The sequence below is a fragment of the Paenibacillus xinjiangensis genome, assembly GCF_059686975.1.
In genome coordinates this window covers 1-18,404 of record NZ_JCAALS010000005.1, presented here as the reverse complement: position 1 = coordinate 18,404, position 18,404 = coordinate 1, and the positions used below count along the sequence as shown (strand labels likewise).

19 protein-coding genes, 1 rRNA gene and 1 riboswitch are annotated in these 18,404 nt (G+C 48.3%); of the genes, 19 read left to right on the top strand and 1 reads right to left on the bottom strand.

Annotation, left to right across the window (positions count from 1 at the left end):
- Positions 1-10: 10 nt before the first annotated feature.
- From ureB to AC6ESP_RS06545, 12 genes are all read left to right on the top strand, one after another.
- Positions 11-376 carry an urease subunit beta gene (ureB, locus tag AC6ESP_RS06600; RefSeq protein WP_497095908.1) on the top strand — a complete coding sequence of 122 codons (366 nt, stop codon included), beginning with the start codon at positions 11-13 and terminating at the stop codon, positions 374-376.
- Complete coding sequence (gene ureC / locus AC6ESP_RS06595; RefSeq protein WP_497095907.1) at positions 376-2,091, top strand: urease subunit alpha; 1,716 nt, start codon at positions 376-378, stop codon at positions 2,089-2,091. Before ureB ends, ureC begins: the two co-directional genes overlap by 1 nt.
- 16 nt (positions 2,092-2,107) lie before the next feature.
- On the top strand, positions 2,108-2,800 hold the full coding sequence (locus AC6ESP_RS06590) for an urease accessory protein UreF (RefSeq protein ID WP_497095906.1): 693 nt from the start codon (positions 2,108-2,110) through the stop codon (positions 2,798-2,800).
- Positions 2,801-2,852: 52 nt separating this feature from the next.
- Complete coding sequence (gene ureG, locus AC6ESP_RS06585; protein ID WP_497095905.1) at positions 2,853-3,566, top strand: urease accessory protein UreG; 714 nt, start codon at positions 2,853-2,855, stop codon at positions 3,564-3,566.
- Between the two features lie 3 nt (positions 3,567-3,569).
- Positions 3,570-4,430, top strand: a complete 861-nt coding sequence (locus AC6ESP_RS06580; RefSeq protein ID WP_497095904.1) for an urease accessory protein UreD — start codon at positions 3,570-3,572, stop codon at positions 4,428-4,430.
- A 127-nt stretch (positions 4,431-4,557) separates the two neighbouring features.
- Positions 4,558-5,004, top strand: a complete 447-nt coding sequence (locus AC6ESP_RS06575) for a MarR family winged helix-turn-helix transcriptional regulator (protein WP_497095903.1) — start codon at positions 4,558-4,560, stop codon at positions 5,002-5,004.
- 362 nt (positions 5,005-5,366) lie between these two features.
- Complete coding sequence (locus tag AC6ESP_RS06570) at positions 5,367-6,404, top strand: BMP family lipoprotein (RefSeq protein ID WP_497095902.1); 1,038 nt, start codon at positions 5,367-5,369, stop codon at positions 6,402-6,404.
- 78 nt (positions 6,405-6,482) lie between these two features.
- Positions 6,483-7,982: an ABC transporter ATP-binding protein gene (locus tag AC6ESP_RS06565; RefSeq protein ID WP_497095901.1), complete on the top strand. Its 1,500-nt coding sequence runs from the start codon at positions 6,483-6,485 to the stop codon at positions 7,980-7,982.
- Positions 7,975-9,042, top strand: a complete 1,068-nt coding sequence (locus tag AC6ESP_RS06560) for an ABC transporter permease (protein WP_497095900.1) — start codon at positions 7,975-7,977, stop codon at positions 9,040-9,042. The genes AC6ESP_RS06565 and AC6ESP_RS06560 overlap by 8 nt, the downstream gene beginning before the upstream one ends.
- Positions 9,026-9,949 carry an ABC transporter permease gene (locus AC6ESP_RS06555; RefSeq protein ID WP_497095899.1) on the top strand — a complete coding sequence of 308 codons (924 nt, stop codon included), beginning with the start codon at positions 9,026-9,028 and terminating at the stop codon, positions 9,947-9,949. The genes AC6ESP_RS06560 and AC6ESP_RS06555 overlap by 17 nt, the downstream gene beginning before the upstream one ends.
- Before the next feature lie 341 nt (positions 9,950-10,290).
- A complete protein-coding gene (locus AC6ESP_RS06550) occupies positions 10,291-10,962 on the top strand; it encodes a sulfite oxidase-like oxidoreductase (RefSeq protein WP_497095898.1) in 672 nt (223 codons plus the stop codon).
- 3 nt (positions 10,963-10,965) lie between these two features.
- Complete coding sequence (locus tag AC6ESP_RS06545; protein ID WP_497095897.1) at positions 10,966-11,700, top strand: nucleoside phosphorylase; 735 nt, start codon at positions 10,966-10,968, stop codon at positions 11,698-11,700.
- 109 nt (positions 11,701-11,809) lie between these two features.
- Here AC6ESP_RS06545 and AC6ESP_RS06540 read toward each other — a convergent pair whose 3' ends face one another.
- A complete protein-coding gene (locus tag AC6ESP_RS06540) occupies positions 11,810-12,787 on the bottom strand; it encodes a Rieske 2Fe-2S domain-containing protein (protein WP_497095896.1) in 978 nt (325 codons plus the stop codon).
- Positions 12,788-13,027: 240 nt separating this feature from the next.
- Here AC6ESP_RS06540 and AC6ESP_RS06535 point away from each other — a divergent pair, with 240 nt between their 5' ends.
- From AC6ESP_RS06535 to AC6ESP_RS06505, 7 genes are all read left to right on the top strand, one after another.
- On the top strand, positions 13,028-14,152 hold the full coding sequence (locus tag AC6ESP_RS06535) for a BMP family ABC transporter substrate-binding protein (RefSeq protein WP_497095895.1): 1,125 nt from the start codon (positions 13,028-13,030) through the stop codon (positions 14,150-14,152).
- Between the two features lie 129 nt (positions 14,153-14,281).
- A riboswitch (PreQ1 riboswitch) is annotated at positions 14,282-14,325 on the top strand.
- A gap of 91 nt (positions 14,326-14,416) precedes the next feature.
- Positions 14,417-15,082 carry a 7-cyano-7-deazaguanine synthase QueC gene (gene queC / locus AC6ESP_RS06530; protein ID WP_497095894.1) on the top strand — a complete coding sequence of 222 codons (666 nt, stop codon included), beginning with the start codon at positions 14,417-14,419 and terminating at the stop codon, positions 15,080-15,082.
- Positions 15,079-15,522 carry a 6-carboxytetrahydropterin synthase QueD gene (queD, locus tag AC6ESP_RS06525; protein WP_497095893.1) on the top strand — a complete coding sequence of 148 codons (444 nt, stop codon included), beginning with the start codon at positions 15,079-15,081 and terminating at the stop codon, positions 15,520-15,522. The genes queC and queD overlap by 4 nt, the downstream gene beginning before the upstream one ends.
- Positions 15,515-16,243 (top strand): 7-carboxy-7-deazaguanine synthase QueE, encoded by a 729-nt coding sequence (gene queE / locus AC6ESP_RS06520; protein ID WP_497095892.1) that lies wholly within the window; start codon positions 15,515-15,517, stop codon positions 16,241-16,243. Before queD ends, queE begins: the two co-directional genes overlap by 8 nt.
- A gap of 18 nt (positions 16,244-16,261) precedes the next feature.
- Positions 16,262-16,759, top strand: a complete 498-nt coding sequence (gene queF, locus AC6ESP_RS06515) for a preQ(1) synthase (RefSeq protein ID WP_497095891.1) — start codon at positions 16,262-16,264, stop codon at positions 16,757-16,759.
- 94 nt (positions 16,760-16,853) lie between these two features.
- Positions 16,854-17,153 (top strand): hypothetical protein, encoded by a 300-nt coding sequence (locus tag AC6ESP_RS06510; protein ID WP_497095890.1) that lies wholly within the window; start codon positions 16,854-16,856, stop codon positions 17,151-17,153.
- A 1,142-nt stretch (positions 17,154-18,295) separates the two neighbouring features.
- Positions 18,296-18,404, top strand: a 16S ribosomal RNA gene (locus AC6ESP_RS06505); the annotation flags it as partial.

Here is an 18,404-nt window from a genome sequence, read left to right as displayed (position 1 = left end):
AGCTGCGCTAATGATTCCAGGAGAATACCGGACGGCAGAAGGCTCAATAGTTCTGAACGCCGGAAGAAAGACGATAGATTGCATAGTGGTTAATACAGGAGATCGACCTGTTCAGGTCGGCTCTCACTTTCATTTTTTTGAAGTAAACCGCGCTTTGAAGTTCGATCGAGAGGCTGCCTATGGCATGCGTCTGCACATTCCGGCTGGAACGGCGGTTAGATTCGAGCCTGGCGAGGAAAAGCCAGTTACATTAGTAGAGCTAGGAGGCTCGAAGCTGTCCTATGGACTGAATGGCTTGTCACAGGGGTATGCAGAGGCAGGTGCGATGCCAGACGAGGTGCGGGCTAGGCTCGCGGCTTGGGAAGGAGTTGAATAATGGCTACCATGGATAGGAAGAGCTATGCTGCGATGTTCGGACCAACTACCGGCGATGCAGTCCGACTCGCTGATACGGGGCTGTGGGCAGAGATCGAGAAGGATTACACCGTCTATGGCGATGAATGCAAGTTCGGTGGAGGCAAGGTCATCAGGGATGGAATGGGTCAGTCCAGCGGTGCGGTTCGAGATGAAGGTGTTCTCGATACGCTCATTACAAATGCCGTTGTTATCGATCATTGGGGTATTGTTAAAGCTGATATTGGTATCAAAGACGGTTTAATCATAGGGATAGGCAAGGCGGGCAACCCGGACATTATGGATGGTGTATCACCGAATATGATCGTGGGGGCAAGTACAGAGGTTATCGCTGGTGAAGGGAAGATTGTAACGGCAGGCGGCATTGATTCCCATATTCATTTTATCTGCCCGCAGCAGATTGAGACCGCTCTCTCATCAGGAGTAACGACGATGATCGGAGGCGGTACTGGGCCGGCTACAGGCACGAATGCGACAACAGTTACACCAGGTGCTTGGCATATGCGCCGGATGCTGGAGGCGGCTGAGCATTTTCCAATGAATATTGGGTTTACTGGCAAAGGCAATGCCTCCTTCCTCGCGCCTCTAGTAGAGCAGATTGAAGCTGGTGTGATCGGGCTTAAGCTTCATGAGGATTGGGGTACGACACCCGCAGCGATTGATGCTTGCTTGCAGGCAGCTGATCAATATGACATCCAAGTTGCGATTCATACCGATACGTTGAATGAGGCAGGCTTTATTGAAGATACGCTTGCGGCAATTGGCGGCAGAACGATACATACCTATCATACAGAAGGCGCTGGCGGCGGCCATGCGCCGGATATCATTATTGCAGCAGGGGAGCAATATGTCCTTCCTTCTTCGACGAATCCTACTCGCCCGTTCACAATCAATACGATCGAGGAGCATCTGGACATGCTGATGGTCTGCCATCATCTGGACAGTCGAATTCCTGAGGATGTCGCTTTTGCGGATTCCAGAATTCGTCCGGAGACGATTGCGGCAGAGGATATCCTGCATGATATGGGTGTATTCAGCATGATCAGCTCAGACTCCCAGGCGATGGGTCGTGTGGGAGAGGTTATTATCCGTACCTGGCAGACTGCCGACAAAATGAAACAGCAGCGCGGGCCGCTCGCCCCTGATGGTGAGAGCAGCGATAATTTCCGGATTAAACGATATATTGCCAAATACACAATCAATCCAGCGATAACGCATGGCGTGTCTCATCTTGTAGGCTCCATTGAGCCTGGCAAATTCGCTGATCTTGTTGTATGGAGCCCGATGTTCTTCGGGGTTAAGCCTGATCTTGTGCTGAAGGGCGGCAGCATTGCGTTCGCGCAAATGGGTGATCCGAATGCCTCTATCCCAACACCTCAGCCCGTATTCGGCCGTCCGATGTTCGCCGCGTTCGGCAAATCAGTCTTCCAGAGCTGTATCACGTTCGTGTCGCAGACAGCGTATGATCGCGGTATTGCACAGGAGCTTGGTCTGCAGAAACGGATTGAGCCCGTACGCGGCTGTCGTTCTATAACGAAGAAGGACATGATCCATAATGATGCCACTCCGAAGCTTGAGGTAGACCCAGAAACCTATAAAGTAACCGTAGACGGTGAGCATGTTACCTGTGAGCCAGCTGAAGTCTTGCCAATGGCTCAGCGGTATTTCATGTTCTAGAGAGGATTCTTAAGCCATGACACAACCATTACCTTGGCTTGCGATGCAGCAGCTGCTCGATTCTGCACTGCCTATCGGTGGCTTCTCGCATTCCTTCGGATTAGAGACATTGGTACAGGAGGGTCGCATGAATACAACGCAGCAATTGTACGTGTATGCCTCCACGATGATGCTCCAGAGCTGGGCGACAGCAGATGCTATGGTCATCAAGGCTGTCTATCGGGATGCGCCGAGGCAAGACTGGGAGCGGCTATGGCAGGTAGAACGTCTTGTCCATACGCAGCGTGTGGCTTCAGAGACAAGGATTGGGATGGAGAAAATGGGCAGGAGACTACTGCAGCTTGCATCATCCATTCATCCACAGCTTGACCTTGCCCCGCTCACGGAAGCGATGCGAAGCGGTCAATGCTCGGCTACACATCCTCTTGTTCACGGATTTGTATGCTGCGGACTCGGTGTCTCTCAGGAGCAGGCTATCCAAGGCTATCTGTATACCTGCGTAGTGACCTGTATTAATAGCGCACTTAGACTTATGTCAATGGGACAGACAGAGGGGCAATCATTAATTGCCAGGCTGTCCGTTGTTATCGGAGAAGCGGGCGATATCGCTGTTGGTATGGAGCCGGAGGAAGCTTACTCGAATATGCCGATGGCGGAGCTTGCCATGATTAGACATGAACGGCTGTATTCCAGACTATTCATGTCCTGAGGAAAGGCAATTATCTATAAACAATAATCAGAAAATAATGGAGGAATGACTCATGTGCCAAGGTCAAGGACATACTCATCAGGAATGGAATAAACCGAATTTCGATAATTCTCGTCCGATTCGCGTAGGGATTGGTGGACCTGTAGGCTCAGGGAAAACAGCTCTTGTGGAGCGCCTTTCCAGGGAGCTGAGCGGCAAATACAGCCTAGGCGTCATCACGAATGATATCTACACTAAAGAGGATGCACGTATTCTCGTGAATACAGGCGTTCTGCCGGAGGAGAGAATTATCGGAGTGGAGACTGGCGGATGTCCACATACGGCGATTCGCGAGGATGCCTCGATGAACTTCGAAGCGATTGAAGAGCTGCAAGGGCGCTTCGAGAAGCTTGATCTCATCTTTATCGAGAGCGGCGGCGACAATCTGGCAGCTGCATTCAGCCCAGAGCTTGTAGATCTGTTCATCTACATTATTGATGTGGCACAAGGTGAGAAAATTCCTCGTAAGGGTGGACCGGGCATCATGCGCTCCGATCTGCTCGTCATTAACAAGATTGATCTGGCGCCATTCGTCGGAGCGAGTCTTGAGGTGATGGAACAAGATTCGAAGCGGATGCGCGGTGACCGTCCTTTCGTATTCTCCAATATGTTCGGTGGCGATGGCGTAGACGAAATCGTGGGCTGGCTGGAGCACGAGCTTGCACATGCACGAGGAGACGAGCACTCCCATGTAATCCAGCTGGGCGCAGCTCCGCATAAGCATTAACACATGCTTTCCAATAGCGTAAGTGAGCGCGCGGTACGGACCTCCGTTCTGCGTGCTTCTTTTGAGAATAAGGGATACGGTACCGTGCTGACTGACAAATATCATACCGCCCCCATCAAAATCGCGAAGTCCTTCCCATTGGAGCAGCAGCTAGGCATTATTGTAATGGATGTATCTCCTGGGCTGCTTGAGGGGGATCGCTACGAGCTGGAATGGTCTGCAGGCAACGAAGCTCATGCCTACATAACGAATCAATCTTATATGAAGGTTCATCCTTGCTTAACTGAAGGCATCTCCTCCATGCGCCAACACTTCACACTTCAATCTAATGCCATTATCGAGCATATGCCGGAGCCGATGATGCTATATAAGGCTGCGTCGTTCCATAACGAGACTCTTGTTCATCTGAAGCCGGGGGCGATATGGATGCAGGCGGATGTTGTGTGCCCTGGCCGGACGCTCCGTGATGAAGTATTCCAGTATCGAAGCTTCCATAATTCATTGAATGTGTATTATGAGGATGAGCTCGTGTTCGCGCAGCGGCAGCGGGTCGAGCCTGGTGTGCAACAGCTGAAAGTCCCAGGCTCTTGGGAGGAAATGACGCATTGGGGTACCTTTTATGTGTTCTCCGACAAGCTGACTAGCTTTCACTTGGATGCCGTGAAGGAGAAGCTTGATCAAATTCCCGAAGCCTTCGGTGATCATAAGGTTGTAGCGGGTGCTTCCAAAACACATAAGTATGGTATTGCCGTATCTGCTGCATCTACTGCTGCATGGCCACTACAGCAGGTGCTAAGGCTTGTATGGGAGGCTGTAAGGGAAGCGCTGCTGGGAAAACGGGCACTTTCTTTTCTGAGAATGTAAGGTATTACAGCCTATGCTGTTAGGAGTGAACGGGAATCGGCCGCCTTCAGGATGGGCTGTGGCTTGGCTGAACGTTCAAAACAAGTTATAGTATATGCAAATGGCATAAACGTGCGAGGGTGAACGGATGGATCAGCTTGTTGAAGAGAAAATGATTAAAATGCGTGAAATGGACGAAGCGTTCCGTGTGCTGCGCAGATTAATTAATGCAGAATATAATCGGTTTAATGTGCATGGTCTCGGGATGACGGAAGGGAAAATGATCATTATCCTTGCTGAATCAGGACCGCAGAAGGCATCGGTTATGGCTGAAATGCTGCGTATTACGAGCGGAGCTGTCACCGGGATTGCAGATCGTCTCATTCAGCTCGGTTACATTGACCGTTCCCGGAGTAATATGGATCGCAGAATCGTACTCCTCACCATTACGGATGATGGGAGAAAGCTGGTCGGGCAAATACTTGAAACGCGTGAGCGGATTATGCTCAAATTATTTGAAGGCTTCGAGATGGATCAGATGGATCAAATGATTCTATTGTTCAATAGAATGGCCGAGAATTTAGAGAAGGAATAAGCGAAACCTGATCAGCCTTTAGGCGGAAGATCAGGTTTTTATTTATAATGTAGATCGATGACGACATAATAAGAATAGGAAGTATGCCCTATTGAGTAGGAAGGAGCCTGTTCAAGAGGTTAACAGGCTCCAGCAATGTCGTAGGCTTGGACTAGGTTAATGCCTAATTGGCAATGGAAGGGCTCCCATTGTTACAAATTCGTGTCCATAGCGGATTTAATAACCATTACCGTGTAAAATGATGTAGAATAAACAAGTAATTTGTCGTAATTAATGGATTGACAAATCCCGATAAAAGAACTAGGATTAGATGGGAATGAAGGAAATTACACTATTTATGATCTAAGGGGAGAAACGTACAGATGAAAAAAACAGTTACTTTAGCACTAACACTGTTTGTAATCGTAGCCATGCTAGCAGCATGCGGCTCAAACAATAGTGGCAGCAATACAGCTAACAATGGAGCAGCAGGCAATACCAATGCTGAAGAAAAGCAAAAACGTATCGCACTCGTACTACCTGAAAAAATTGGTGTTAACCCATTCTTCGTTTCTATGGATGAAGGCTTCAAGAGAGCAGGAGAAGAATTTAATGTTGAAGTAAAAACAATTGAATCGACTGACCCTGCTGGCTTCGAGCAGAATCTTCGTGCAGCAGTTGCAGAAAACTATGATCTGATTATTACAGCAACCTTCCAAGCGGAAGATGCTCTCAATAAAGTAGCAGTTGAAAACCCGGACAAGCCGTTCGCGATTATCGATACAGTCGTTGACCAACCTAATGTTCGCAGCGTTCAATTCCGTGAGCAAGAAGCAGCTTACCTGCTTGGTGCAGCAGCGGGCTTGTCGACCAAAACAAATACGGTAGGAGCGGTTGTCGCTATGGATACACCGCTTCTGAAAAAATATACTTCAGGCTTCGAGCAAGGTCTTAAGCAGACGAACCCTGATGCGAAATTCCTGATCAACTATGTGGGTAACTTCTCGGATTCGGCAAAAGGTAAAGAGCTTGCGCTCTTGCAATATTCTCAAGGTGCTGACTTCGTAGCTGGTATGTCTGCAGTAGGGGATCTTGGCGTATTCGAAGCAGCGAAGGAAAAAGGCTTGTATGCTTCTGGTCAAGATATCGACCGTACAGAGCTTGATCCCGAGCACATCGTATTGTCCCAATTGAAAGGGACAGACGCTGCAGCTTATGAAACAGTTAAAGCTTTTGCATCAGACACATTTGAATTCTCATCTGTTGATTACGGTCTGAAAGAAAACGGAGTAGGCCTGACTTTCGTAACGACAGAGAGCAAATCAGCACTTAGCCCGTTCGTAGGTCAAGAAGCTGTTGATCAAGTAAAAACGATCGCTGAAGATATCATTTCAGGTAAAATCGTAGTACAAACACCTTAGGCTCAACAGTAAAAAAAGCACCGGCTGCCACTAGCAGCCGGTTTCCTTGTTGCAGGCTTATAAGAGAGGAGCGGCCGCATGCTGCTGCAAATGGATAAAATAACGAAATCATACGGTGCTGTAACGGCTAACCGTGATGTGGATTTCACACTTCGCGCAGGAGAAATTCATGCGCTTGTCGGCGAGAATGGAGCCGGCAAAACGACCTTGATGCGTATTCTATACGGGATGGAAAGTCCAACCTCCGGCTCTATTATCATGCGTGGCAACGAGGTGTCCTTCTCAAGTCCATCAGATGCGATTCGGAGTAAAATCGGCATGGTGCATCAGCACTTCATGCTGTTTCCGTCTTTTACAGTAGCTGAGAATATCGTAATTGGTCGGGAGCCTAGCAAGGCGATTGGCTTCAATCGCAAAGAGGCGGCAGCCCAGACGCAAGAGCTGGCCCGCAAATACGGGATGCCGGTCGATCCTTGGCGCAAGGTTGAGGAGATTTCTCTTGGTATGCAGCAGCGAGTTGAGATATTGAAGGTGCTGCATCAAGGCGCAGAGGTTATTATTCTGGATGAGCCTACAGCTGTTCTTACTCCGCTGGAGGTTAATGAGCTGCTGATAGCGATAAAAGCTCTGGCTAAGCAAGGCAAAAGCTTTATTCTAATTAGTCATAAGCTGCAAGAGATTATAGATGTAGCTGATCGAATTACGGTGCTTCGAGATGGCCGGGTAACAGGTACGGTCGCTGCCTCGGATACGAATGTAGAAGAGCTGTCGCGACTAATGGTTGGCCGGGAGCTAGTGGATATGAAGAGACATGCACCTAATCCAGGAGCTTCTGTACTGGAGGTTCAGGATTTGACTATACGTGGCGGGAAGGTCAAACCGCTGCTTGACTCTATAAACCTTCATGTAAAAGAAGGTGAGATTGTTGGAGTTGCTGGGATTTCGGGCAATGGACAGTCTGAGCTTCTACAAGCGATCTCTGGCTTATTGCAGCCGGATGAAGGCAAGGTGAGGCTGCTTGGTGCAGATATGACGGGAGTGTCTGTTCGCGACATCCGAGAGCGTGGGCTTGCTCATATTCCGGAGGACCGCTACCAATGGGGCGTCGCCAAAGGGGCTACTGTTGCTGATAATGGCTTAATGGGTCACGCCCGTAAGCACCAGCGCTTCGGTGTACTGCGAAGTAGTGCGATCCAGAAGCTTGTGAGTGGATGGGTAACGCAGTATGGCATTAAGACGGGCTCTATTCATACGAAAGCACAGAATTTATCGGGGGGCAATCTGCAGAAGCTGATCGTTGCCCGTGAGATGGCTCAGAACACGCCATTTCTTCTTGCAGCTGAGCCGACACGTGGTGTCGATGTAGGGGCTATGGAGATCATTCACGGCGAGCTGTTGAAAAAAAGAGCTGAGGGTGGAGCTATACTGCTCGTCTCCTCTGAGCTTACTGAGATATTAAAGCTGTCTGATCGAATTGTCGTTATGTTCGAAGGGCGCATAGTGGGAGAGCTTCAGTCTGAGACGGCGACGGAAGAGGAAATAAGTCTATTGATGGCGGGAGGGAAGTCGGTTGGATAAGCTAAAAGAAACAGGACGTGCGCTGCTTCAGCCGCTCCTCGCTATTATTGTGGGGCTCGCTGTTGGTGCTATTGCCATTGCTATCGTAGGTGGCTCCGTATTAGAAACCTATGGGGAAATGTGGAAGGGAGCGTTCGGCAGCTCGTACTTCTTCACGAATACGCTCAGCAGGGCTACTCCCATTATTCTAATCGGGTTAGGTGTAGCGCTTGCGTTCCGTGCAGGATTTTTCAACATGGGCTCCGAGGGCCAGATGGTTCTAGGCGCACTTAGTGCGGCATTAACGGCTATTTATCTGCCAGGTCCGGGATGGCTTAAGCTTGTTGCGGCAATACTGGCTGGTATTGTTACAGGCGGCATTTGGTCGGCTTTTGCCGGTTGGTTGGATTCGCGATTCAGAATGAACTTGCTTATTACGACCTTACTTCTTAATTATATTGCTACATTGTTCGCTGGATATATCGTATCGTACCCACTAATGGACCGTACCGGCTCTGCGGCAATGGCACAGACTGTCATGATCGACAAGAGTGCTATGCTGCCTAAGCTATTCACAGGAATGAGTCTGCATGCGGGGTTCATCATTGCTGCGTTAGGAGCGATACTTCTTGCGCTGTTCATGAAGCATACCGTGAGCGGCTATGAGATTCGGATGCTAGGGGGCAATCCTCTATTCGCAGGGTACGGCGGTGTTAAGCGCGGCCGGCTTATGTTGTACAGCATGTTTGCGAGTGGCGGCTTAGCTGGCCTTGCGGGTGCGGGAGAGGTTCTTGGCACGCAGTATCGTTATCTCGATGGTGCATTAACCTCTCCAGGCTATGCTTGGTCAGGGATAATGGCAACACTTCTGGCTGGCTCGAACCCACTGGGTACAGCGTTAGCAGCTATTGTCATTGCTGCGCTGCAGACAGGGGGAATGGGAGTTGAACGGAACACGGAGGTTCCGCTTGAGGTAGCAAGCATCATTCAGGCCGTGCTCATCTTGTTCATTTCAGCTAAGTTCACCTATTCATTCATTAAAAAGAAGAAAGCGGGGGCTTCTAATGGAACAACTGTTTGATGTGTCCCTGTTTGCTTCTACGCTCCGTATGGTTACACCAATTCTGTTGGCCGCACTAGGCGGGGCTCTATGCTCCCGTGTCGGATTGTTCAACGTTGGACTTGAAGGTCTTATTCTTATTGGCGCTTTCTCTGCGATTGTTGGCAATCATCTAACAGGCAATGTATGGCTTGCTGTATTATTTGCTATTCTTTGTGTAATGGCATTCTCACTTCTGTTAGCCTATATGAGTATAAATCTGAAGGCGAACGTTATCGTTGTCGGTATATCGCTTAATTTTCTTGCGATTGGGCTTACGACTTTCTCACTGCGGGCGATTTTTGATGTAAAAGGGGCTTATTATGATAAAGATATGGTTGGGCTTCCGAAATGGGATATTCCTCTGATTAAGGATATTCCGTGGGTTGGAGATGTTATATCCGGCCATTCTCCGCTCGTCTATTTGTCATTAGTGCTAGTAGGCGTTCTGCAATATTATTTGTTCCGCACGGTATCGGGCTTCCGCCTGCTTGCAGCTGGGGAGAATCCGACTGCAGCCAAAAGCCTTGGTATCAAGGTGACGAGAATCCAATATGGCGCAATTCTAATGTGCGGCGTTTTGTGTGGTCTGGCAGGCGCGCAGCTGTCGCTTGGTCAAGTGACGATGTTCACGGAAGGCATGACCGCCGGCCGCGGATTTATCGCGCTGGTAGCAACGATGCTTGGTCAATCCAATCCGCTTGGCGTAGCTGGCTCCAGCCTGCTGTTCGGATTCATGGACGCACTCAGCACAAGGCTGCAGGGCTTCACGATTCCGGTTCATTTTACGATGATGCTGCCTTATGTCGTGACGATTGTTGCTATGTTCTTCTTCAAAGACAGGAGCTATATGCAGGAAGCGCGTAAAGCCAATGAAAGCTCCCGCTAACAGGGAGTTGGAAGAAGCTAATGCTTACGAAGTGGTTTTGTTACACAAAACCTAGGATAATGCTTACGAAGTGGTTTTGTTACACAAAACCTAGGATAATGCTTACGAAGTGGTTTTGTTGCACAAAACCTAGGATAATGCTTACGAAGTGGTTTTGTTACACAAAACCTAGGATAATGCTTACGAAGTGGTTTTGTTGCACAAAACCTAGGATAATGCTTACGAAGTGGTTTTGTTACACAAAACCTAGGATAATGCTTACGAAGTGGTTTTGTTACACAAAACCTAGGATAATGCTTACGAAGTGGTTTTGTTACACAAAACCTTTAGGAGGGTATCACATGAACAAAAAAGCCGAACGCTTAAAAAAAGCACCGCTTCGGGAAGTCGAAGTATCACCAGAGCTGGCGCATCGCCTGCCGCCAGGCCAGACCATTACGGAGCGTTTCCCTATTCTACATGAAGGGGATGTGCCGGAGTATGATATGAGCACATGGACTCTTCGTGTATTTGGCGAAGTGGAAGAGGAGCAAGTATTCTCCTATGATGATTTAATGGCCCTGCCGCAAACGAAGCAAATGAATGATATTCATTGCGTCACACGCTGGTCGAAGCTGGACACAGAGTGGGAGGGAATCCGCTTCACAGAGCTGCTCTCACATCTTAAGGTTAAGCCTGAGGCCAAATATGTGATGATTCATGCTGATCAGGATTACGATACGAATGTTCCGCTTGAAGATCTCATGCGAGACAATATCCTTCTGGCACATAGCTTCGATGGTGAGCCGCTTAACGCGAAGCATGGATGGCCTTTGCGTCTGCTCGTGCCTCATCTATTCTTCTGGAAGAGCGCCAAGTGGATTCGCGGTATTGAATTTATGAAGGAGGACCGTCCCGGTTTCTGGGAACGCAACGGCTTCCATAACTATGCAGACCCATTCAAGGAGCAGCGTTTCTCTGGTGAAGACCTGCCTATTCCTGAAGACGAATGGGTACATAAGGAGTTTGATTAATCGATGTTATTGCCAATTCTGCAAGTACATTCTGTGGATCTGCCAGCTTACGCTATCGTTTGCGGAGATCCAGGCCGTGCGGCGAAAATTGCTGAAAAGCTGACTAATGCCCGTGAGCTGGCGTTCAGTCGTGAATACCGTACCTTTGTTGGGGAATTTAACGGAGCTAAGCTTGCCGTTGTCAGTCATGGTGTAGGCTCACCTGGTGCAGCGGTGTGCTTCGAGGAGCTCATTCGTGGTGGCGTGAAGACGCTGATCCGTGTAGGGACGGCGGGCTCTTATTCTGCTGATCATCCAGCTGGAAGCTTGATCGTCAGTACGGCCGCAATTCGCACGGATGGCCTTACTCGTCAGCTCGTACCGGACGGTTTCCCGGCAGTTGCTGATATGGATGTTACTCAAGCATTGTACGAAGCGGCGCTTGAAGCTGGTGGTATCGTGAAGAAGGGGATTACGGTTACGCTTGACGTATTCTTCAACGGAGTGGTTGAGATGCCGCATAAGCAATATAAGCAGGCGGGAGCACTTGCCGTTGAGATGGAGATTGCGGCTCTGTACGTTGTCGCAGCGCTGAGAGGCGCACGTGCCGGAGCCATTGTTGCTCTTGACGGCTATGCGGATTCTGATCTTGCTGGCGAATATGATCCGCATACCGACGTTGTCGCCAAAGCGATCGAACGTGAGATGGATGCTGCCTTGCATGCGATGGCTAAGCTAGTTCATCAAGAGACCAACTAAACATTCGATTTTTATAAAAAGAACGGTTGAACAGGGGACAGTCCCCCCTATTGTTCAACCGTTCTTTTTTGTTTCCTGTCTTGTCATCTACTAGAATGATCCGGAGGAACTAAGCTGTCCCGAGTGTTACGCCGAGCTCAGTCAAATATTTGCGGTAAGCGATGCTCATTCGATCGACCTTGAGGGATAGCTCCATTTGCAGATCAAGCGGCAAATCTTCAGGCTTTTGATTCTCAACCACTGGCTTGTCCTGAGCGAATATCACATCCTGGAATCGATTGATCTCATCGTCATCCATGTCCATCTCATAGTTGAAGCCCATGATCCCATAGGCAATCGAGGTATTGCCGGACTCTGGCTGAACCGTCAGCATCATGCTCATGGCATTCCCATTCCGAGGATCACGCTTCGTGAACTTGACCGTTAAGGGATTCAGAACCTCGTAAGTATAATAGACCGTCTTGGCTTCTCCTGTCCCGTCGGGATCAGGCTGGTACACGGCTATTTCATCGGAATAAATGCCTTCGTTGTTGTTATGCACGCGGTAATCGCCTATCTCAGTGTGCTCGGCTGTGCCGAGATATCCTTCATGAACAATGGCAAGATGTCCTACATCAAGAAAATTCTCGATAATACGTGGTGGCTTGGCAGCTACGCTCTGAGGTCCCCATATGACGCTGCGAATAGAGGGGTCATTATATTCGGGAAGGGGTGGGGGTGACGAGCCACTGCTCGAGGTGTTGATCCAGATGAGGCCGTAGCGCTCTGTGCATTCGTACACAATGGCATGTGCCTTGAGAGGTATCGATTGCTCAGGGGCGAGCTGTGGGATTTTAACGCATGCACCTGTAGGGTCATACTCCCACGCATGATAAGGGCATACGAGGTTGCCTTCCTTGACACAGCCAAGAGAAAGAGCAGCTCCCCGGTGTATACACATATCCTTGAACGCATGGATAGCATCCTGACTTCGGAATAGAGCAATCCTCTCTCCCATGACTGTCACCTGCTTAGGCTGATCAAGTAGCTCAGTTGACAAGCTAACGGCAATCCAATGTTGCTTCAATACGGGATCTAGTTGTTCCATGCAGGATACTCCCTTTCACTCTGGCTTACTGAATTCTATGTTATGTAAAATAACACAATTTTCTTTCGTATTGAGATTCTACTATTAAATTCAGCATGATGCACAAAAAAAAGCCAACTTATTGTGAGTCAAGCAAAACAGGTGTGTCACCTGTTGCTATAGGAGGCCGTTCGACGTAATCTATTGGTAATATACAAGTTAACTATTCTTACATAATGTGAACGGGGAGAGTGGAATCCAATGAAGAATTCGATCGTGGCTGTTCTGCTAACTGTAATGCTATTGCTTACTGCATGTTCGGGTGAAGCGGCTTCGACATCGACGAATGACAAGCCATCGAACACGTATGGCTCGAACAGTTCGAAGGAAGACAAGCTTCCTAGAGTAGCCTTTGTCTATTTGGGCGTGCCGGGGGATGGAGGCTGGACCTATCAGCATGACCTTGCCAGAAAGGAAATTGAGGAGAAGTTCGGGATTAAGGCTACTGTAATGGAGAATATACCGGATACAGCGGATGCAGAGCGAGTGTTCACTCAGTTGGCTATGGAGAATGACATTATTTTTGGTACGAGCTACGGTTATATGGATTCTATGGTTAATGTAGCAAGTAAATTTCCTGATGTCGTGTTCGCGCACAGCACAGGCTACAAAACCGCAGATAATCTGAGTACTTATATAGGCCGGGATTACGAGGCAGGTTATCTGTCCGGCATTGCCGCAGGCAAAATGACCAAAAACAACAAGCTCGGCTATGTCGGTTCATTCCCGATACCGGAAGTGATTAATACGATTAACGGCTTCACGCTTGGTGCGCAGAGCGTTAATCCTGATATAGAAGTGATGGTAACCTGGAGCAACACTTGGTTCGATCCCACGACGGAGCGTCAGGCGGCAATCAGCTTGCTTGACCAAGGTATAGATGTGCTCGCAACTTATCAGGATTCACCGGCAGGTATTCAAGCAGCGGCAGAGCGCGGAGCATACGGCATCGGGAACGATTCGGATATGAACAAATATGTGCCAGACACGTATATTACGAACCCGGTATGGGATTTCGCTCATTTCTACAGCTCCGTCATTCAAGGTGTAATGGATGGCACGTATAAATCTGAATCCTATTATGGCGGAATGAAAGAGGGAATGATCGATATAGCCCCATTCGGCAAAAACGTACCTGAGGACGTTCAGAATCTCGTTAATGAGAAGAAGCAAGCTATTATAGACGGCAGCCTGCAAGTATTCACAGGCCCTCTATATGATCAAACGGGCAGCTTGAAGGTGAATGAAGGCTCAGTAATGAGTGACGAAGACATTCTAGCTATGAATTGGTTCGTAAAAGGCATTAAAGGTACAATTGCCCAATAAGCTCCTATGTAACCTCGAATGCGGCGGAGGCAATATCCGCCGCTTGTTCGGTTACGAGGCGTTGTGGTATAGTACGGTAGGTAAAACCTATAAATGCTGAAACAGACTCTATAAACTTAGAGTGTGTAATCAGGAGAGGTTCGCGAACTCCCTCTATAAAAAACTAAGGATGAAATGGAATCTCCTTGGATTCTATTTTTTTCATTTTATGGGCAAGACGGTGTTGTTCGAGGATCTCTCTCTCACGAGAGAGGGGATTAAGTAATGAAGCAAAAAAAAGCTGTTGTTGTATTCAGCGGTGGGCAGGACAGTACGACCTGTCTATTCTGGGCAATGAAGCGGTATGACGAGGTCGAAGCCGTAACTTTCAATTATGGACAGCGACATGCTCTGGAGCTGGAATGCGCTGCTCAAATTGCTGAGGAGCTTGGCATTAAGCATCATGTATTGGACATGTCACTGCTCAATCAGCTCGCACCAAGCGCTTTGACAAGGTCTGATATAGCCATTGAAGAGCAGACAAGTGGGGTGCCAACTACTGCAGTAGACGGCAGAAATCTGCTGTTCCTATCCTTTGCAGCGGTGCTTGCGAAGCAGATAGGTGCCAGTACGATCATTACTGGCGTATGCGAGACGGATTTCAGTGGATATCCGGACTGCCGAGATATTTTTATCAAATCGCTGAATGTCACGCTGAACCTGTCGATGGATTATCCATTCGTGATCGAGACGCCGCTCATGTGGCTTGATAAAGCGCAGACCTGGGAGCTGGCGGACACACTCGGAGCATTCGAATACGTCAGTGAGCGTACGCTGACTTGTTACAATGGCGTGATCGCAGACGGCTGCGGCGAATGTCCAGCTTGCAAGCTGCGGAGAAAAGGGCTGGAGAGCTACTTAGCCTCGAAGAAGGAGGCAGGAGCAGTATGATCCAGCAAGTCTATCCATCTGTCTCCCATTCGTATTGTTATGAATTAAATAAAGACATGCATTTCGCTGCTGCTCACTCGATTCCTTCCGAGGATGCAGGCAAATGCGCACATGTACACGGGCATACGTATTATGCGAATGTAACGATTGCCGGTGATGAGCTCGACTCATCCGGTTTTCTTGTGAATTTTGCTGTCATTAAGAGACTTATCCATGATCGGTTCGACCATTCGTATCTGAATGACCATCACGAGCTGTTCCATGCGAATGATTCTGATCGGTTCCCCACGACTGAGGTGCTGGCACGTACCGTCTATGAATTGGTTCAGGAATATCTGGATCAGACGGCCAATAAGCCGAAGTGCATTCAAGTGTATTTGCGGGAAACACCTACCAGCTACGTGATTTATCGTCCGAAGAGGGCTGTGTCACATGGCTGATAACATGATTCCGGTTATGGAGATATTCGGTCCTACGGTTCAAGGGGAGGGCATGGTCATCGGTCAGAAGACGATGTTCGTCCGGACGGCAGGCTGCGACTATTCATGCTCCTGGTGTGATTCTGCCTTTACGTGGGATGGCACAGGCGCTAAGGATATTACCATGCTGACGGCAGAGCAGATCTGGGCTGAGCTGAGAGCTTGCGGCGGACAAGCCTTTTCCCATGTCACCTTATCGGGAGGCAATCCAGCACTACTCAAGCATCTTGGGGAGCTCGTCGAATTATTGCATGCTCAAGGCATTAGTGTTGCAGTAGAAACACAAGGAAGCCGCTGGCAGGATTGGCTGCTTGAAGTAGATGAGCTTACACTGTCACCTAAGCCGCCGAGCTCGGGAATGAAGACGAACTGGCAGGTGCTGGATGATATCGTTAGCAAGCTCTCTCATGCAAGTAGAACGTATAGTCTGAAGATCGTTATATTCGATGAGGAAGACCTGTTATATGCCGTTGAAGCTCATAAGCGCTATCCTGACGTTTCTTTTTTTGTCCAAGCGGGAAATGACGATCTCGTAGAAGAGGATAACGATAAGCTGAGAGATAAGCTTGTCAAGCGCTATGAGTGGCTGATTGAGCAGGTTATGAATCGTGAGGATATGAATCATGTACGTATTTTGCCGCAGCTCCATGCTTGGGTATGGGGCAACAAGCGCGGCGTATAATAGAAGGAGAATGAAGATATGTCTGGAAGAACAGAACAAGAGCTGCAAGGAATTAGCCTATTAGGCAACCAAGGAACCCAATATGCGTTTCAATATTCACCTGCCATATTGGAGTCATTCGATAATAAGCACCCTTACCGGGATTATTTCGTCAAGTTCAACTGCCCGGAATTCACAAGCTTATGCCCGATGACGGGCCAGCCGGATTTCGCAACAATCTATATTTCCTATATCCCTGATGAGAAAATGGTAGAGAGCAAATCGCTTAAGCTGTACTTGTTCAGCTTCCGTAATCATGGTGATTTCCATGAGGATTGTATCAACATTATTATGAATGATTTGATAGAGTTGATGCAGCCTCGGTACATTGAAGTGTGGGGGAAATTCACGCCGCGTGGAGGAATTTCTATCGATCCTTACAGCAACTACGGCAAGCCGGGCACTAAATACGAGCAAATGGCGGAGCTCCGCTTAAGCCGTCATGATCTCTATCCTGAGAAAATAGACAATCGTTAGATTAGTATGAATGTCTTCGCAAGGCATTAACACAAGCAAAGCATGGCCAATCCTCGTATACTATCGTAGACCAAGAGGGAAGGAGTTGCCTTATATGTCTTGCGATCATTTTTGTCCGACTGTCAGAGTGTTCGATCCACCTGTTACTGTAGTGAATGATGTGTTCCATCCGCAGATTGTGGAAGTCATTCATCAAGTGAATGTCGTAACTCGTCATCACTGTGTTCCAGTTGAGAAACATCTCTATCAATACTGCTATCACGATGAAGACGCTAATAAATCTAAATCGTGTGGTAAGAAATCACGTCATCGTTCTAACCGCAGCCACAGCAGAGGCGGAAACTCATATATTTCCAAAGCTAAAGCAAACAAAAAATCAATAAAATCGAAATAATAGATTCTTAAAAGAACGGGACCAAAATCCCGCCGCGGCTATTCAGAGCTGCGGCGGGATTGTTGGTTTATAGGGGAAGCAGCAGCTTAAGCGTTGGGGAGTGACTATAGCATTAGGAGTAGGGGCAGGGGCAGGAGCAGGAGCAGGTGTGAGTGTGAGTAATCGGAATTAGCGTAATGAGGATCACGAATAGCGAAAGGGATTTCGCTGTTGGCGGTGGAATGACGTAGATGAGCAGGGTTAGCGAAACGAGTTTCCGTATTAGCGAAAGTAGCTGCTCGAGTAGCGAACCTAGTTACTCTAATCATCTGAGCAGGGAGCAGGCGAGTTGTATTAGCGTAATGAGGTTCACGAATAGCGAAAGGGATTTCGCTGTTGGCGGTGGAACGACGTGGATGAGCAGGGTTAGCGAAATGAGTTTCCGTATTAGCGAAAGTAGCTGCTCGAGTAGCGAACCTAGTTGCTCTAATCATCTGAGCAGGGAGCAGGCGAGTTGTATTAGCGTAATGAGGATCACGAATAGCGAAAGGGATTTCGCTGTTGGCGGTGGTTTGCTGGATGAGTCAAGGTAGTAAAAGTAATAGAGTACGGAACAAGTTTAGCTATTACATATAAGCCCTTGAGAGTTATGCTAGAGATAAGATTAAACGATATAAGGTATACTCTAAGCAAGAATAAACGGTACTTCGCCGTATGAAGAATGCGAAGCACCGTTCATGCTCCTTCTATAGAAGATATCCAGTTAGACTAGTGGTTATTGCCGGATGCGTTGCCTTTTTTGTCGGATGATTTGGTTGTTGTGTTCTTGGCGCCATGTCCTTGTTGTTTAGCCATATTGGTCTCACCTCCTAAGTGCTAGGATGGGGTTATTATGCGCGGACAAATGTTGTTTTAAAAGTTATTTATAAAAAAAGCTTGCCATCCTATGAATACATATGGTATATTCTAATTCCGGCCGAGAGAAACAAGCGGACGGCAAGCGAAACACAAGAAATGTTATTGTTCTTTGAAAACTGAACAACGAGCGAAACTGCCCCATAGATTCCACGGAATTTATGGAGAAGCAATAAACAAAGTAATGAGCAAGTCAAACACCTGGTGAGTTTTATCCATCGGCTTTCAGCCGAAAGATAAAACCACCCTAAATGGAGAGTTTGATCCTGGCTCAGGACGAACGCTGGCGGCGTGCCTAATACATGCAAGTCGAGCGGACTTGATGGAGTGCTTGCACTCCTGATAGTTAGCGGCGGA

Bases quoted from the DNA above. Each gene is read 5' to 3' on its own strand.
- ureB (WP_497095908.1), top strand. From the start codon at position 11: ATGATTCCAGGAGAATACCGGACGGCAGAAGGCTCAATAGTTCTGAAC.
- ureC (WP_497095907.1), top strand. From the start codon at position 376: ATGGCTACCATGGATAGGAAGAGCTATGCTGCGATGTTCGGACCAACT.
- AC6ESP_RS06590 (WP_497095906.1), top strand. From the start codon at position 2,108: ATGACACAACCATTACCTTGGCTTGCGATGCAGCAGCTGCTCGATTCT.
- ureG (WP_497095905.1), top strand. From the start codon at position 2,853: ATGTGCCAAGGTCAAGGACATACTCATCAGGAATGGAATAAACCGAAT.
- AC6ESP_RS06580 (WP_497095904.1), top strand. From the start codon at position 3,570: ATGCTTTCCAATAGCGTAAGTGAGCGCGCGGTACGGACCTCCGTTCTG.
- AC6ESP_RS06575 (WP_497095903.1), top strand. From the start codon at position 4,558: ATGGATCAGCTTGTTGAAGAGAAAATGATTAAAATGCGTGAAATGGAC.
- AC6ESP_RS06570 (WP_497095902.1), top strand. From the start codon at position 5,367: ATGAAAAAAACAGTTACTTTAGCACTAACACTGTTTGTAATCGTAGCC.
- AC6ESP_RS06565 (WP_497095901.1), top strand. From the start codon at position 6,483: ATGCTGCTGCAAATGGATAAAATAACGAAATCATACGGTGCTGTAACG.
- AC6ESP_RS06555 (WP_497095899.1), top strand. From the start codon at position 9,026: ATGGAACAACTGTTTGATGTGTCCCTGTTTGCTTCTACGCTCCGTATG.
- AC6ESP_RS06550 (WP_497095898.1), top strand. From the start codon at position 10,291: ATGAACAAAAAAGCCGAACGCTTAAAAAAAGCACCGCTTCGGGAAGTC.
- AC6ESP_RS06545 (WP_497095897.1), top strand. From the start codon at position 10,966: ATGTTATTGCCAATTCTGCAAGTACATTCTGTGGATCTGCCAGCTTAC.
- AC6ESP_RS06540 (WP_497095896.1), bottom strand. From the start codon at position 12,787: ATGGAACAACTAGATCCCGTATTGAAGCAACATTGGATTGCCGTTAGC.
- AC6ESP_RS06535 (WP_497095895.1), top strand. From the start codon at position 13,028: ATGAAGAATTCGATCGTGGCTGTTCTGCTAACTGTAATGCTATTGCTT.
- queC (WP_497095894.1), top strand. From the start codon at position 14,417: ATGAAGCAAAAAAAAGCTGTTGTTGTATTCAGCGGTGGGCAGGACAGT.
- queD (WP_497095893.1), top strand. From the start codon at position 15,079: ATGATCCAGCAAGTCTATCCATCTGTCTCCCATTCGTATTGTTATGAA.
- queE (WP_497095892.1), top strand. From the start codon at position 15,515: ATGGCTGATAACATGATTCCGGTTATGGAGATATTCGGTCCTACGGTT.
- queF (WP_497095891.1), top strand. From the start codon at position 16,262: ATGTCTGGAAGAACAGAACAAGAGCTGCAAGGAATTAGCCTATTAGGC.
- AC6ESP_RS06510 (WP_497095890.1), top strand. From the start codon at position 16,854: ATGTCTTGCGATCATTTTTGTCCGACTGTCAGAGTGTTCGATCCACCT.